Below are 13,270 nucleotides of genomic sequence, written 5' to 3' on the forward strand. Positions count from 1 at the left end.
CTTTTCGGTTTCTTTTTGGTTTCGCGGTGGCTCAGCCGATCCCGGCGGCGATGCGCCGCAGGATGGCCAGGAACACCTGCCGCTGCTCCGTCCCGACCAGCGCATCGAGCGCCGCGTCATGCGCCGCCGCATGGCCCGACAGGTCCCGCAGCACGGCCTCGCCTTCCGGCGTGATGTGGAGGGCGTAGCTGCGCCGGTCCCGCGGCGCGCGCCGGCGCTGGATCAGGCCGCGCTTCTCCAGATCGGCCAGGACGGGGGTCAGGGTGGATTTGTCGCGCCCCGCCGCGGCGCTGAGCGCCGTCTGCGACAGGCCGGAATTCGCCGCGATGATGCGCAGGATCGCGAAGCGGCCGGGCCGCAGGTCGCTCTGCCCCGTGCGCCGCGCGAAGGCGGCGAAGGCGGCTTCCTGCGCCAGGCGCAGGTTGAAGCCCAGCATCTCCTCCAGGCCGCCCAGATGGATCTCCGGGCGCGCCTCGTCATCCTGGCGGGCGGCGGCTGGGGGAGCGGGCGGCTGATCCGGGGAGGCGGGGCCGGCCTCCTCCGAAGGCAGGAAGGCACCGGGCCGCGAGGCTCGCAGCGGGGCCATGACTGTCGCTCCTCTCCCTGTGCAGCGGGCTCTGGCGGCCCGCCTGCCTGATTGGTAGGGTATCCAACTTTCTGCCGGCAGGACAAGGGGGGATGCGGCGGCCATCGCCCACCCGGACGGGGGCAGCGCCCCGGCCGCTATCCCGCCCGCCGGAAGCGGAGCCAGCGCATGCCCGGCCCGACCTCCAGCACCGCCTGCCGCCCCCGCGGGCCGTCCGAGAGCGTGACCCCGTCCGCCCGCCAGCGGCTGTCGCGCAGGGCGTCGCCCAGCGCCACCTCCTCCATCCCCCCGGCCACGGACAGGGTGATGCGGCGGGACGGCGGAGGCTCCAGGCGGCGCCTGGCCACCACGTCGTAGAGTGGCGCGCCGAGCTGCATTCCGTAGAAGAAGGTTCCGGCGGAATCCTGCAGCAGGCAGGTCACCACCCCATCCGTGACCTCCTCCGCCCAGGGGTTGGACAGGTCGCCGGACAAGGCGAGGCCGAGCGTGGCAGGCGTGAAGGCCGAGGCGCCAGGCGCATCGTCGCGCAGCAGCGCCAGGGTGTTGCGCAGGGCGTGGAAGCCCGGCTTGCGGCTGCCATCGCCGCGCACCAAGCCGAAATGTGCCTCGTTGGAGCGGCCGCGCGACAGCGGCTCGTCCAGCAGTTCGTAGAAGTACCAGCGCTCCAGCCCGTTCTTCAGGCAGTAGGCGCCATAGCCGGTCATGTAGAGGCCGGCGATGTCCTCGGGGCAGGGGTGGTTGCCTTCGTCCAGCCCCGTCGGATCGGTGTTGTAGCCCAGCTCCGTCGCCCAGAAGGGCTTGCCCGGCGCCAGCGGGTTGGCGGCATAGGTGGCGCCATACCGCAGGCTGCCATAGCGCAGTGTTTCCCCGCCCCGCCTCAGGGACGCGCCCTGTCCCCGCAGCCAGGGCGGCCGTCCGCCGGGATAGGGGTGGAAGGTGCCGCGGTCGTTGAACGGGATCGAGCCCGCGATGCGCCAGGACTGGCGGAAGTCGATCACCTCGGCGCCCCGATCGGCAGGCCGGCGAAGCGCGGATCGGCATCCCGCGCCGCCCGCAGCTCCCGCTGCCACCGTACCGCCTCGGCATCGCCGTCGCGGTTCTGGCGGCGCATAAAGCCCTGGTACCAGCCGTCGATCTCGTTGGAGCCCTCGAACCCGTCCACCGCCCCCGGCACCAGCTTGCGCGCGATGGCGATGCAGCGGGCCGCCGGGAAGTCGTTCGCCCCCGCATGGCTCAGCAGGGTGATGCCGTGCCGCTCCTGCAGCGTGTTCACCCAGCCGATCGGCGCCGGCCGGTCGGGCAGGGAGCCACGGATGCGCCGGATGCCCAGCTCCGCCAGGGCAGGGCGGACACGGCCCTCGAAATCCTCGTAGTCGCGGCTGTTCTGCAGATGCACGTTGATGCCGTGCCCGCGATGGAAATCCGCCACCCGCAAGGCGGTGACGCGCCCCTGCATCGGCTGTGGCGGCGGCAGGGGGCCGGCATAAAGGTCCCGGGCACGTTCCGCCTTGGCATCCTGGAGGGCCGGAGCGGTGATCAGGCCCGACAGGGCCAACCCGGCCAGATGGCGGCGGGCGATGGGGGTGGCGATAGGTCGTCTCCCTCCTGGCATGAAGGCCATGGTCCCGACCGCACCCTTGGCGTCAAGCCTCCTGGCCGGACCCGGATGCTCCAGCCGATCCAACGCAAACCACCCGCGCCCAGGGATCGGCTGGCAGACTGAGGGCCACCACCAGCGTCAGCGAAAGCCCGGGGTCCGGGAACCGGCTTCGGTTCCTGGCGGGGAGGGTGTGGGAGAGGCTCCGCTTCTCCCGCAGGGCGGCCATCGGCGCGGCGCCGGCAGAAGCCGCTGCATGTTGCGGGCAGCCAGGGCGATTTTCCGCATAGGCTTCAGGCAATGGCGTCTTCAAAATAGGCAATTAGCCCAGAGTGAAGGCAATCCCTTCGCAGTTGCACAGTAGAATTCCGGAAGATCGCAGATTCCTGTTGAAGCCTGGACCAGATTGCGCGAGGGTTTTGAACATTAAGTTCTTATTTGAACATCCACCCCGAACAGCGTGGACATCCGACGTGAACCCTTCGCACGACACCCTGGCCCGCCAGAGCCTCGCACGACCGCTGACCGAGGCGGAGGTAACGCTGGCGGCCGCGCTGGAACGGGCCTTCGCCGAAGGCATCCACGACTTCGCGGCCCTGGCGGAGTGGCTGCAACGGGACGGCGTGCCGGCGCCGTCGGGCGAGGCCGCGCCCTGGACGGTGGAGAAGCTCGGGGCCGAGCTTTCCGCCATCAACGCCTCGCTGGACGATGCCTATGCCCGCCGCGACGCCTGACACGCCCGCACTGGAATTCCGGCACGTCACGCGGCGCTTCGCCTCGGGCGGCGGCAGCTTCACCGCCGTGCAGGACGTCACCTTCGCCGTGCGGCCGGGCGAGTTCGTGTCGGTGATCGGCCCCTCGGGCTGCGGCAAGAGCACGATCCTGAACATGACGGCGGGCCTCGACCGGCCGAGCGAAGGCTCCGTCGCGGTCAGCGGCGTGCCGGTGACGGGACCGAACGAGCATGTCGGCTTCATGCTGCAGAAGGACCTGCTGCTGCCCTGGCGCAGCATCCTGCGCAATGTCGAATTCGGCCTGGAATCCCGGAACGTGTCCCGCGCCGAAAGGCGCGAGCGGGCGCTGCGCGAACTCGCGCGCTGCAAGCTGAAGGATTTCGCGAACCACTACCCGCACCAGCTTTCCGGCGGGATGCGGCAGCGCGCGGCGCTGGCGCGCACCCTGGCGATCGAGCCGGACATCGTGCTTCTGGACGAGCCCTTCTCCGCCCTCGACGCGCAGACCAAGCTGGTGCTGCAGGCGAGCTTCGCACAGACCATCGCGGCCTCCGGCATCACCACCGTGCTGATCACGCACGACCTTGCGGAAGCAGTGGCCATGTCCGACCGCATCCTGGTGATGAGCGAGCGGCCGGGCCGCATCGTGGAGGAGATCATGCTCGACCTGCCTTCCCGCGACGAGCCCGCGGCGCGGCGCGCGCATCCGCGCAGCGGCGAATACGCCGCCTATCTCTTCGACAAGCTGCACCTGGCCGACCAGGCCGCCTGAGACCCGCGAGAGAAGAAGGCCACCGCCGATGCGCCATTTGTCCCGCCGCAGCCTGCTGCGCACCGCCCCGCTGCTGACCGGCCTGCTCGCCGCCCCTGCCCTCCGGGCGCAGGGCGGGGCCGCGGAGAAGCTGACCTATCTCTTCCCGGCGCCCGACACGCTGCCGGCCTTCGCGCCCTTCCAGATCGCGCGGCACAAGGGCTATTACCGCGCGGCGGGGATCGAGCCGGTCTTCCAGACCGGGCGCGGCGGCGCCGATGTGGCGAAGCAGGTGGCGGTGGGCAATGCCGATCTCGGCGGCGGCATCGGCGACACGCCGCTGGTGGTGCGGCCCAACGGGCTGGCGGTGCGCGGCGTGGCGCTGCTGGGCAACCGGCCGCTGAGCCAGATCATCATCCGCAAGGACAGCGGCATCACCGACATCCAGGGGCTGCGCGGCAAGAACATCGGCGTCATCGCCTTCCAGGACACGACCTACTACAACCTGCTCGCCGTGCTGGCCTCGGCCGGGATGCGGCGCACCGACGCGAACATCCAGGCGCTGGGGCCGGCGGGGCTGGTGCAGCTGATGGGCTCGGGTGGCATCGTCGCCATGTCGGGCGTGCCGGAATGGGCGGTGACGGTGGAACGCGCCGGCGTGCCGGTGGATGTCATGACCATCGACAAGATCTTCCCGGCCATGGCGCAGGCGATCCTGGCCTCCGACAAGATCATCGCCGAACGCCCGGCCCTGGTGCGCGGCTTCGTGCAGGCGACGCTGCGCGCGGTGCAGGAGATCGCCGCCGACCCGGCCGCCGCCGCGCGCACCTATGTCGAGGCGGTGCCGAGCCAGGCGGAGAACCTCGCCGCGAACGAGGAGATCCTGAAGCGCTACGCCACGCTGATCTACGCGGTGAACGAGCGGCCGGATTTCGGCAGCTTCGACCCGGCGCGCATCGCGGCGGTGGGCAAGTTCTATCTGGAGCACGGCATCGTGCAGAAAGCGGTGCCGGTCGGCGACACCTACACCAATGATTTCGTGGTGAAGTGACGATGTCGGCGACCGAACAGCTCGCGGTGTCCCCGGCCCTCGTCCCCACGCCCGTGGCGCGCCGCGCGCTGCCGCCGGCGGACCTGCTGCGCTGGCTGGCCATGGGCGGCATCTTCCTGGCCTTCCTCGCCGCCTGGCAATGGCTGCCGGCGATCCTGGCGATCCCCTATATCCTGCCGCCGCTCTCCGACACGATGGCGGAGATGGCGCGGATGTGGGCGCAGGAGGACCTGCTGGCGAATGTCCTCTCCACCCTCAGCATGACCATCCTGGGCTTCCTGGTGGGCGGGCTCTGCGGCGCGGCGGGCGGCTACCTGCTCGGCATGTCGCGCTTCTGGGAACAGGCGCTCTCGCCCTTCCTGCTGGCCTTGCAGATCGCGCCCAAGGTGGCCTTCGCGCCGCTCTTCATCATGTGGTTCGGCTACACCGCCTGGCCGAAGCTGCTGGTGACGATCCTGGTCGTCTTCTTCCCGATCCTGGTGAACGTGCTGCAGGCGATGAAGACGGTGGACCGGGACCTGATCAACCTCGCCCGCGCCTATTCCCTGAACCGCTTCCAGATCTTCCTCAGGATCGAGCTGCCGGCCTCGATGCCCTCGCTGATGGCGGGCCTGCGCATCGGCGCCACGCTGGCGGTGATCGGCGTCACGGTGGGCGAGCTGGTCGGCGGCAATACCGGCCTGGGCTACCTGATCTCCTATGGCGAGGGCCAGGCCAACGCGGCCATGGTGTTCAACGCCATCCTGCTGCTGACCGCGATCGGCATCGCGCTCTACGCCGCCGTCGCCGCGGTGGAGAAGCGTGTCCTGCACTACATCCCCCGCGCCCGTTCCTGACGCGCCACAAGACGAGGGAATTCCCGACGATGAGCGAGGCCATCACCCTGAAGGAGCGCATCGAGGACCGCGTCAACAGCGGCATCCTCGGCCAGTGGTACGCCGTGGCGAAATCCAGCCATGTCCGGCCGGGCAAGCCTCATGGCGTGAAGGCGCTGGGCCGCAACCTCGTGCTGTGGCGCGACCAGGGCGGCGCCATCCGCTGCATCGAGGACTACTGCCCGCATCGCGGCGCGCGCCTGTCCTATGGCGTGGTGCATGAGGGCAACATCGCCTGCGGCTATCACGGCGTGGTGCTGGATGGCGACGGGCGGATCCTGCGCGTGCCGGCCATGCCGAAATGCTCGCTGGAGGGCAAGAAGGCCCTGGCCAGCTATCCGGTGCGGGAGCTGGCGGACTGCGTCTTCGTCTACTTCGCCTCGGTGGAGAAGCCGGAGGCGCCCGGGTTGCCGACCCCGCCGGAACTGGCGGACCCGGACTGGACGGGCTTCCTCTGCTATTCCCACTGGGCCTGCAACTACCGCTACGCGCTCGACAACCTGGCCGACCCGATGCATGGCTGCTACCTGCACGCCAACAGCTTCACCCTGGCCTTCGGCGCGAAGCAGGACCACATGAAGCTGGAACAGCGGGAGGACGGCTTCCTCGTTTCCCGCGTCGAGCAGGCCGGCGAGAATTTCGACTGGACGGACATGGTGGTGACGCCGGATGGCAGCTATTGCCGCCTCGACATCCCCTATCCCAAGGCGGCCGGCCCGGGCGGCGTGTTCCGCATCATCGGCTTCACCACCCCGGTGGATGACACGCACTGCATGGTCTTCTTCTGGCGGCTGCGGAAGGTGCAGGGCCTGGCGCGGGAGGTCTTCCGCTTCATGTACCGCACCACGCTGGAGCCCCGGCACTGGGCGGTGCTGGAGCAGGACCGCGTGATGCTGGAAGGCATGCCGGACGATGCCCGCAAGCGGGAAATGCTCTACCAGCACGATATCGGCGTGGCCCGCATCCGGCAGTTGCTGAACCGGCAGGCCAAGGCGCAGATCGCCGCCGAGGACGCGGCGCTGACGCGGGCGGCGGGCTGAGCGCATGTCCGACGTGATGCTCTCCGGCCGCACCATCCTCGTCACCGGCGCGGCGCGCGGGCTGGGCCTGGTGCTGGCCGAGGCGCTGCGGGATTGTGGCGCGCATCTGGTGCTGGCCGACCGCGACGCGGAGGCCGGCGCGGCGGCGGCGGAGCGGCTGGGCGCCCGCTTCGTGCCGGTGGACCTCGCCGATCCCGCCTCCATCCGCGCCATGGCGGCGGATGTGGCGGCGCATGAGGGCACGCTGGACGGGCTGGTGAACAACGCCGCCATCGCCACCGGCATCGGCGGCGTCACCTTCGAGGAGATCGAGCAGGAGAGCTGGGACCGGGTGATGGCGGTGAATGTCCGTGGCACCTGGCTGGTGATCCGTGCCCTGGCGCCGCTGCTGCGGAAGGGGCGCGGGGCGCGCATCGTCAACGTCGCCTCCGACACCGCGCTCTGGGGCGCGCCGCGCCTGCTCTCCTACACCGCCAGCAAGGGGGCGGTGATCTCCATGACCCGCTCCCTGGCGCGGGAGCTGGGGCCGGAGGGCATCGGCATCGCCGCCGTGGCACCCGGCATCCTGCGCACGGAATCCACGGAATACGTGCCGCCGGCCCGCCACCGCCTCTACGAGGAAGGGCGCGCCGTGCCGGGGGTGCAGGAAGCCGCCGACATCGCCCCCACCGTCGCCTTCCTGCTGACGCCGGGCGCGCTGGCGCTCACCGGGCAGGTGCTGCCGGTGAACCGGGGCTTCGTCTTCACATGAAGCTGGAACGCATCCGCCTCGGCAGCCTCGGCGCCCTGCGGCGCGGCGGGGAGGGCCTGCCCTTCGTCCTGCTGCACGGCATCGGCAGCGCGCCGGAAAGCTTCCTGCCGCTGGCCGAGGCCCTGGGAGAAGAGGCGCCGGTCCTGGCCTGGGACATGCCGGGCTATGGCGGCTCCGCCGACCTCGCACCGGAATGGCCCGATGCCGGGGACTATGCCGCCGCCCTCTCCACGCTGCTGGAGGGTGCCGGCATCGCCCGCTGCGTGCTGCTGGGCCATTCCCTCGGCGTGGTGACGGCGGCGCGCTTCGCCCGCCTCTATCCGGAGCGCGTGGCGCTCTTCGCCGCCCTGTCCCCGGCGCTCGGCTATGGCGTGCCGCGCGGCGGCGCCCTGCCCGCCGGCATCCAGGCGCGGCTGGACGACCTGGACCGCGAGGGCCCCGAGGGCATGGCCGCGCTGCGGGCCGGGCGGCTGGTCTTCGAGCCGGAGAAGCACCCCGCCGTGCTCGGTGCGGTGCGCGGCGCCATGGGACGTGTCCGCCCGCCAGGCTATCGCCGCGCCAGCCTGCTCCTGGCCGGGGCGGATGTGCTGGCCGATGCCGCCACGATCCGCGTGCCCTCCCTGGTGGTCTCGGGGGCGGAGGATGTGGTGACGCCGCCCGCCAATGCGGAAAGGCTGGCCGCCGCCCTGGGCATCGGGGCCCATCTGGTGCCCGGCGCGGGCCACGCCCTGCCGCAGGAGAAGCCGGAGACGGTGGCCGCCCTGCTGCGGGAGGCCCTGTCGTGAGCGAGAGCACCACCTATGCCGTGCCGCCGGTCGAGCGCGCGCTGAAGCTGCTGCGCCATATCGGCGCCGGCGACCCGGTGATCAATGTCAGCCGCAGTGCCGCCGCGCTGGGCATCAACCGCACCACGCTGATCCGCCTGCTGCACACGCTGGAGGCCGAGCGCTTCATCGAGAAGCGCCCCGGCGGCGTGGGCTGGCGCCTGGGCATCGGTGCCTTCGCCGTGGCGGCAGAGGCGCTGGCGCAGCAGGACATCGTGCGCGTCAGCACCGAAGTTCTGCAGGCGCTGGTGAAGGAGATCGGCCTTTCCGCGCATCTCGCGGTGCTGGACGAGCTCTCCATCGTCTATCTGCTGCGGCTGACGCCGGACATGCCGCTGGTGAGCAATGTGCGCGTCGGCAGCCGCCTGCCGGCCCATGCCACGAATATGGGCCGTGCCATCCTGGCACAATTGCCGGAAGCGAAGGTGCGCGGCCTGTTCGCCGGCGTGGCGCTGGAGAAGGTGACGGCCCAGACCCCCACCACGGTGGAGGCGCTGCTGGCCCAGCTCGCCCAGGACCGCGCGGCCGGGCTGGCCTGGAGTGCCGGCTATTTCGAGACCGGCGTCAGCTCCGTCGCCGCCCCGGTCTTCGATGCCACCGGCCACTGCGCCGGGGCGATCAATGTCACGGGCCATGCCGACTGGTTCGGCGACGACCAGGGGCGGCGCGAGGCGATCGGCCGGTCGCTGGCCCGGGCCGCCGCCGAGATCTCCTCACGGCTCGGCTTCAACAGCAAGGACAGGAAGGCACCATGGCCGGCGTCGATTTCCTCCGCGGCATAGTGATGCGCGCCCCCGGGATCACCGCGACCCGGGAGTTCTACGAGAAGAACTGGGGCCTGCGCGTGGCGGCGGAGGCGGACGGCACCGTCTATCTCCGCGGCACCGGGCCGGAGCCCTTCATCTACGGGCTGCGCGACGACAATGTCTTCGGCGTGGACTTCGTGCATTTCGGCATGCGCGACCGCGCGGGGCTGGAGGCGCTGCACGCCTCGCTGCGGGAGAAGGGCGCGCGCGGCCTGACGGAGATCGTGCCGCTGGCGACGCCCGGCGGCGGCGAGGGTTTCGAGCTGCTGGACCCCGATGGCCGCCGCCTGCGCATCAGCGTGGACGTGGCCCGCAACCCGGACACGGAGGACGAGGTCGGCAAGCCGCGCAAGGCCTCGCATGTCGTGCTGAACACGCCGGACATGGAGCGCACGCAGGAATTCTTCGAGACCCTGCTGGGATTCAAGGTCTCCGACTACTCGGCCAACCAGATGGTCTTCCTGCGCTGCGCCAGCGACCACCATTCCATCGCGCTGAACCGCGCGCCCTATGCCAGCGTGAACCATGTCGCCTTCGAGATGCCGAGCATCGACAGCTTCATGCGCGGCATCGGGCGCATGCGCGTGGCGGGACAGGCGGCGGCCTGGGGGCCGGGGCGGCACGGGCCGGGCAACAACCCCTTCGCCTATTTCGTCTCGCCCTCCGGCTTCGTGATCGAGTTCACCTCCGAGGTGCAGCAGATCGACGAGGCGACGCACCAGCCGCAGGTCTGGCCGCGCGACCGCCCGGACGCCATGGACCAGTGGATGACCGCCGGCCCGCCGACGCCCGCCATGCGCGCGGTGATGCAGGGCCGCCCCGATCCGGGCTTCACCGAAACGGCGCTCGCCGCGCCTGCTGCCACGGCCCCTTGGGCGAAGGCGGGCTGAGCGCCATGGATCTGGGCTATGCGGGCCGCGTCGCGGTCGTGACCGGCGGCACTTCCGGCATCGGCCTCGCCTGCGCGCGGCTGCTGCTGGCGGAGGGCGCCTCGGTCGCCATCTGCGGGCGGGACGAGGCGCGGCTGGCCTCGGCGCGCGAGGCGCTGGGCGGCGGGGAGAGCCTCCTCGCCCATCGCTGCGACGTGCTGGACGGGGCGCAGGTGTCGGGCTTCGCGGAGGCGGTGCGCGGCTGGCGCGGGCGCTGCGACCTGCTGGTGAACAATGCCGGCCAGGGCCGCGTCTCCACCTTCGCCGGGACCACGGACGAGGCCTGGCGGGAGGAGCTGGAGCTGAAGTTCTTCAGCCAGATCCGCCCGCTGCGCGCCTTCCTGCCGCTGCTGCGGGAAAGCGACGCCGCCGCCATCGTCGGCGTGAACTCGCTGCTCGCCCTGCAGCCCGAGCCGCACATGGTCTGCACCTCCGCCGCGCGGGCGGGCGTGCAGAACCTGCTGAAATCGCTGGCCACCGAGCTGGCGCCCACGATCCGGGTGAACTCCGTCCTGCTGGGCCTCGTGGATTCCGGCCAGTGGCAGCGCCGCTGGCAGGCCGCCCATGCCGAGACCGGCATCGCCCGCGAGGACTGGTTCCGCGACCTCGCCGCGAAGAAGGGCATCCCCGCCGGCCGCCTCGGCCAGCCGGAGGAGCCCGCCCGCGCCATCCTCTTCCTCGGCTCTCCCGCCGCCTCCTACGTCACCGGCGCCCAGCTCGAAGTCTCGGGCGGCGTGTCGCGCTTCATCTGAGGACGCATCCCATGTCGCAGACCGCCCTCCCGCCCCCTTCCCTCCCGCCCAGCCCGGCCGGCACCACCACCTTCACGGAAACGGTGGGCGAGCTGGTGGCGCGCTACCTCGCCGATATCGGCGTGGAAACCGTCTTCGGCGTCATCTCCATCCACAACATGCCGATCCTGGACGCCATCGCCACCCAGGGCCGCATCCGCTTCGTGCCGGCGCGGGGGGAGGCCGGGGCGATGAACATGGCCGATGCCTATGCGCGCGTTTCCGGCGGTCTGGGCGTCGCCATCACCAGCACCGGCACCGCCGCCGGCAATGCGGCGGGGGCTCAGGCCGAGGCGCTGACCGCGGGCTCGCGCGTGCTGCACATCACCACGCAGATCGACCTGCCCTTCGCCGACCGCGACCGCGCGCCGATCCATGACGTGCCGCGCCAGCCGGACATGCTGAAGGCGGTGAGCAAGGCCTATTTCCGCATCTGGGACGGCCATGCCGCGCTGGGCATGCTGCAGGCCGCCGCCGGCGCCGCGCTGACGCCGCCGACCGGCCCGGTCTCGCTGGAGATCCCGGTGGACGTGCAGCGGCAGAAGGCGGGCGGCGCCTCGCCCCAGGCCTTCCGCGCGCCGATGATCAACCGGCCGCAGCCCGACCCGGTGCTGCTGGACCGCGTGGCCGAGCTGCTGCGCGCGGCGAAGCGCCCGATGCTCTGGCTCGGCGGCGGCGCGCGCGGGGCGGAGGCCGAGGCCACGGCCCTCGCCGCGCGCGGCATCGCCGTGGTCACCAGCACCAACGGCCGCGCCGTGGTGCCGGAAAGCAGCCCGCACAGCCTGGGCGCCTTCAACATGGGGCCGGAGGCGCAGGCGATCTACGCCCGCAGCGACCTGATGATCGTCATCGGCTCCCGCCTGCGCGGCAACGAGACGCGCAACAACGCCATGCGCCTGCCGCGCCCGCTGGTGCAGATCGACGCCGATGCCGCGCAGGGTGGCCGCAACTACGCCGCCGACCTGCTGCTGCAGGCCGATGCCGGCGCCGCGCTGCGCGGCCTGCTGGAGCGCCTGCCGGAGCAGCTCGACACCGACCGGATCTTCCTGCACGACGTCACCATCGCCCGGGCCCAGGCGGAGGGCGCGCTGCGCGCCAATCTCGGCCCCTACCAGGTCGTGGCGGATGCGCTGCTGGAGCGCGTGCCGGCCGGCCGTCATCCCTGGGTGCGCGACGTCACCATCTCCAACAGCACCTTCGGCAACCGCTATGTCCAGATCGCGGCGCCCAATCTCGGCGTGCACGCTCTGGGCGGCGGCATCGGCCAGGGCATCGCCATGGCCATCGGCGCCTCGCTGGCGGCGGCGGAGAAGACCGTGGCGCTGATGGGCGACGGCGGCGCGCAGCTCGGCATCGCCGAGCTGATCACCGCCGTGGAGGAGAAGGCGCCGATCGCCTTCGTGCTGATGAACGACAAGGCCTATGGCGTCATCAGGAACATCCAGGACGCGCAATATGGCGGGCGGCATCACTATTCCGCCCTGCGCACCCCGGATTTCGCCCTGCTCTGCGCCGCCATCGGCATGCCGCACACCCGCATCGCCGATGTCGATGATTTCGCCACCGCCCTGGATGCTGCGCTGGCCGAGGAAGGGCCGCGGGTGCTGGAGATCGACATGACGGTGATCGGTCCCTTCGCCAATGCCTTCGCCGGCCCGCCGGCCGGCGCCGCGGGCGGGGCGCGCTGAGCATGCGGCGTCTTGGCCTGATCGGCGCGGGGGGCATGGCGGCGACGGTGCTGGAGGCCCTGGCCGCGCATCTCCCGGCGCCGCTGGAGCATGTCACCATCCTGGTCCGCCCGGGCAGCGAAGCCAGGGCGGAGGCGCTGCTCGCCGCGCATCGCGTGGCGGAGGCCAGCACCGTGCGCAGCGACATCGCGGGCTTCCTGGCCGATGCGCCGGATGTGGTGGCGGAATGCGCCGGCCATGGCGCGGTGCGTGCGCATGGCGAGGCGGTGCTGCGCAGCGGGCGCGACCTCGTGGTGATCGCCATCGGCGCCCTGGCCGATGCGGAACTGCATGGGCGGCTGGAGGCGGCGGCGCGGGCAGGGGGCGCGAAGCTCGTCCTGCCGCCCGGCGCGGTCGGCGGCATCGACGCGCTGGGCGCCGCGCGGCTCTCGGGGCTGGAGGAGGTCACCTATCTCGGCCGCAAGCCGCCGCGCGCCTGGAAGGGCACGCAGGCCGAGACGCTGCTCGACCTCGACGCGCTGACGGAGCCCACGGTCTTCTACGAGGGCACGGCGCGCGAGGCGGCGCGGAACTATCCGCAGAACGCCAATGTCGCCGCCACCGTGGCGCTGGCGGCCCGGGGAGGCAATGGTGGCTTCGACACGGTGCGGGTGAAGCTGATCGCCGATCCGGGCATCGCCCGCAACGTCCACGAGGTCGCGGTGCGCTCCGGCTGCGCCGATTTCACCATCCGGCTGGAGGGGCGTCCCTCGCCGGCCAATCCCAAGACCTCGCTGACCGCGGGGTACAGCGTGGCGCGCGAGTTGCTGAACCGCGCATCCGCCACCGTCATCTGAGGAGGCCAGAC

Annotated in this window: 15 protein-coding genes; 12 read left to right on the plus strand and 3 right to left on the minus strand. The window is 71.6% G+C overall.

Translation table 11 applies throughout. The features are described from left to right. Window positions 1-31: 31 nt before the first annotated feature. The 3 genes from MVG78_RS03170 to MVG78_RS03180 form a co-directional block, all read right to left on the minus strand. Entirely contained in the window at window positions 32-586 is a 555-nt protein-coding gene (locus tag MVG78_RS03170; RefSeq protein ID WP_247558121.1) for a MarR family winged helix-turn-helix transcriptional regulator, read from the minus strand. Between the two features lie 137 nt (window positions 587-723). Continuing rightward, window positions 724-1,584 carry a hypothetical protein gene (locus tag MVG78_RS03175; RefSeq protein ID WP_247558122.1) on the minus strand — a complete coding sequence of 287 codons (861 nt, stop codon included), beginning with the start codon at window positions 1,582-1,584 and terminating at the stop codon, window positions 724-726. Continuing rightward, window positions 1,581-2,207, minus strand: a complete 627-nt coding sequence (locus tag MVG78_RS03180) for a hypothetical protein (protein ID WP_247558124.1) — start codon at window positions 2,205-2,207, stop codon at window positions 1,581-1,583. The genes MVG78_RS03175 and MVG78_RS03180 overlap by 4 nt, the downstream gene beginning before the upstream one ends. A gap of 449 nt (window positions 2,208-2,656) precedes the next feature. Here MVG78_RS03180 and MVG78_RS03185 point away from each other — a divergent pair, with 449 nt between their 5' ends. From MVG78_RS03185 to MVG78_RS03240, 12 genes are read left to right on the plus strand one after another with little or no spacing between them, the layout of a single operon-like run. Next, entirely contained in the window at window positions 2,657-2,917 is a 261-nt protein-coding gene (locus MVG78_RS03185; RefSeq protein WP_247558126.1) for a recombinase-like helix-turn-helix domain-containing protein, read from the plus strand. Then, the gene (locus tag MVG78_RS03190; protein ID WP_247558127.1) at window positions 2,898-3,689 is read left to right on the plus strand and encodes an ABC transporter ATP-binding protein; all 792 of its coding nucleotides are present in this window, start codon (window positions 2,898-2,900) and stop codon (window positions 3,687-3,689) included. Before MVG78_RS03185 ends, MVG78_RS03190 begins: the two co-directional genes overlap by 20 nt. Before the next feature lie 28 nt (window positions 3,690-3,717). Beyond that, window positions 3,718-4,719 carry an ABC transporter substrate-binding protein gene (locus MVG78_RS03195; RefSeq protein WP_247558129.1) on the plus strand — a complete coding sequence of 334 codons (1,002 nt, stop codon included), beginning with the start codon at window positions 3,718-3,720 and terminating at the stop codon, window positions 4,717-4,719. A 2-nt stretch (window positions 4,720-4,721) separates the two neighbouring features. Beyond that, window positions 4,722-5,555, plus strand: coding sequence for an ABC transporter permease (locus tag MVG78_RS03200; protein WP_247558131.1), 834 nt, complete (start codon window positions 4,722-4,724; stop codon window positions 5,553-5,555). A 29-nt stretch (window positions 5,556-5,584) separates the two neighbouring features. Further along, complete coding sequence (locus MVG78_RS03205) at window positions 5,585-6,634, plus strand: aromatic ring-hydroxylating oxygenase subunit alpha (RefSeq protein ID WP_247558132.1); 1,050 nt, start codon at window positions 5,585-5,587, stop codon at window positions 6,632-6,634. Window positions 6,635-6,638: 4 nt separating this feature from the next. After that, the gene (locus tag MVG78_RS03210) at window positions 6,639-7,385 is read left to right on the plus strand and encodes an SDR family oxidoreductase (RefSeq protein WP_247558134.1); all 747 of its coding nucleotides are present in this window, start codon (window positions 6,639-6,641) and stop codon (window positions 7,383-7,385) included. Further along, on the plus strand, window positions 7,382-8,170 hold the full coding sequence (locus tag MVG78_RS03215) for an alpha/beta fold hydrolase (RefSeq protein WP_247558136.1): 789 nt from the start codon (window positions 7,382-7,384) through the stop codon (window positions 8,168-8,170). Before MVG78_RS03210 ends, MVG78_RS03215 begins: the two co-directional genes overlap by 4 nt. Further along, window positions 8,167-8,991 (plus strand): IclR family transcriptional regulator, encoded by an 825-nt coding sequence (locus MVG78_RS03220; RefSeq protein ID WP_247558138.1) that lies wholly within the window; start codon window positions 8,167-8,169, stop codon window positions 8,989-8,991. The genes MVG78_RS03215 and MVG78_RS03220 overlap by 4 nt, the downstream gene beginning before the upstream one ends. Beyond that, the gene (locus tag MVG78_RS03225; protein ID WP_247558140.1) at window positions 8,961-9,905 is read left to right on the plus strand and encodes a VOC family protein; all 945 of its coding nucleotides are present in this window, start codon (window positions 8,961-8,963) and stop codon (window positions 9,903-9,905) included. The genes MVG78_RS03220 and MVG78_RS03225 overlap by 31 nt, the downstream gene beginning before the upstream one ends. 5 nt (window positions 9,906-9,910) lie before the next feature. Further along, a complete protein-coding gene (locus MVG78_RS03230; protein WP_247558142.1) occupies window positions 9,911-10,696 on the plus strand; it encodes an SDR family oxidoreductase in 786 nt (261 codons plus the stop codon). Window positions 10,697-10,707: 11 nt separating this feature from the next. Further along, window positions 10,708-12,423: a thiamine pyrophosphate-binding protein gene (locus tag MVG78_RS03235; protein WP_247558143.1), complete on the plus strand. Its 1,716-nt coding sequence runs from the start codon at window positions 10,708-10,710 to the stop codon at window positions 12,421-12,423. A 2-nt stretch (window positions 12,424-12,425) separates the two neighbouring features. Then, complete coding sequence (locus MVG78_RS03240) at window positions 12,426-13,259, plus strand: aspartate dehydrogenase (protein WP_247558145.1); 834 nt, start codon at window positions 12,426-12,428, stop codon at window positions 13,257-13,259. Window positions 13,260-13,270 lie beyond the last annotated feature (11 nt).

Origin of the sequence: Roseomonas gilardii subsp. gilardii, from assembly GCF_023078375.1 — a bacterium.
Classification (GTDB): Bacteria; Pseudomonadota; Alphaproteobacteria; order Acetobacterales; family Acetobacteraceae; genus Roseomonas; species Roseomonas gilardii.

What these genes read in the sequence shown, in the direction of transcription:
- MVG78_RS03170 (WP_247558121.1), bottom strand. Translation starts at nt 586, where the DNA reads ATGGCCCCGCTGCGAGCCTCGCGGCCCGGTGCCTTCCTGCCTTCGGAG.
- MVG78_RS03180 (WP_247558124.1), bottom strand. Translation starts at nt 2,207, where the DNA reads ATGGCCTTCATGCCAGGAGGGAGACGACCTATCGCCACCCCCATCGCC.
- MVG78_RS03190 (WP_247558127.1), top strand. Translation starts at nt 2,898, where the DNA reads ATGCCCGCCGCGACGCCTGACACGCCCGCACTGGAATTCCGGCACGTC.
- MVG78_RS03195 (WP_247558129.1), top strand. Translation starts at nt 3,718, where the DNA reads ATGCGCCATTTGTCCCGCCGCAGCCTGCTGCGCACCGCCCCGCTGCTG.
- MVG78_RS03200 (WP_247558131.1), top strand. Translation starts at nt 4,722, where the DNA reads ATGTCGGCGACCGAACAGCTCGCGGTGTCCCCGGCCCTCGTCCCCACG.
- MVG78_RS03205 (WP_247558132.1), top strand. Translation starts at nt 5,585, where the DNA reads ATGAGCGAGGCCATCACCCTGAAGGAGCGCATCGAGGACCGCGTCAAC.
- MVG78_RS03210 (WP_247558134.1), top strand. Translation starts at nt 6,639, where the DNA reads ATGTCCGACGTGATGCTCTCCGGCCGCACCATCCTCGTCACCGGCGCG.
- MVG78_RS03215 (WP_247558136.1), top strand. Translation starts at nt 7,382, where the DNA reads ATGAAGCTGGAACGCATCCGCCTCGGCAGCCTCGGCGCCCTGCGGCGC.
- MVG78_RS03225 (WP_247558140.1), top strand. Translation starts at nt 8,961, where the DNA reads ATGGCCGGCGTCGATTTCCTCCGCGGCATAGTGATGCGCGCCCCCGGG.
- MVG78_RS03230 (WP_247558142.1), top strand. Translation starts at nt 9,911, where the DNA reads ATGGATCTGGGCTATGCGGGCCGCGTCGCGGTCGTGACCGGCGGCACT.
- MVG78_RS03235 (WP_247558143.1), top strand. Translation starts at nt 10,708, where the DNA reads ATGTCGCAGACCGCCCTCCCGCCCCCTTCCCTCCCGCCCAGCCCGGCC.
- MVG78_RS03240 (WP_247558145.1), top strand. Translation starts at nt 12,426, where the DNA reads ATGCGGCGTCTTGGCCTGATCGGCGCGGGGGGCATGGCGGCGACGGTG.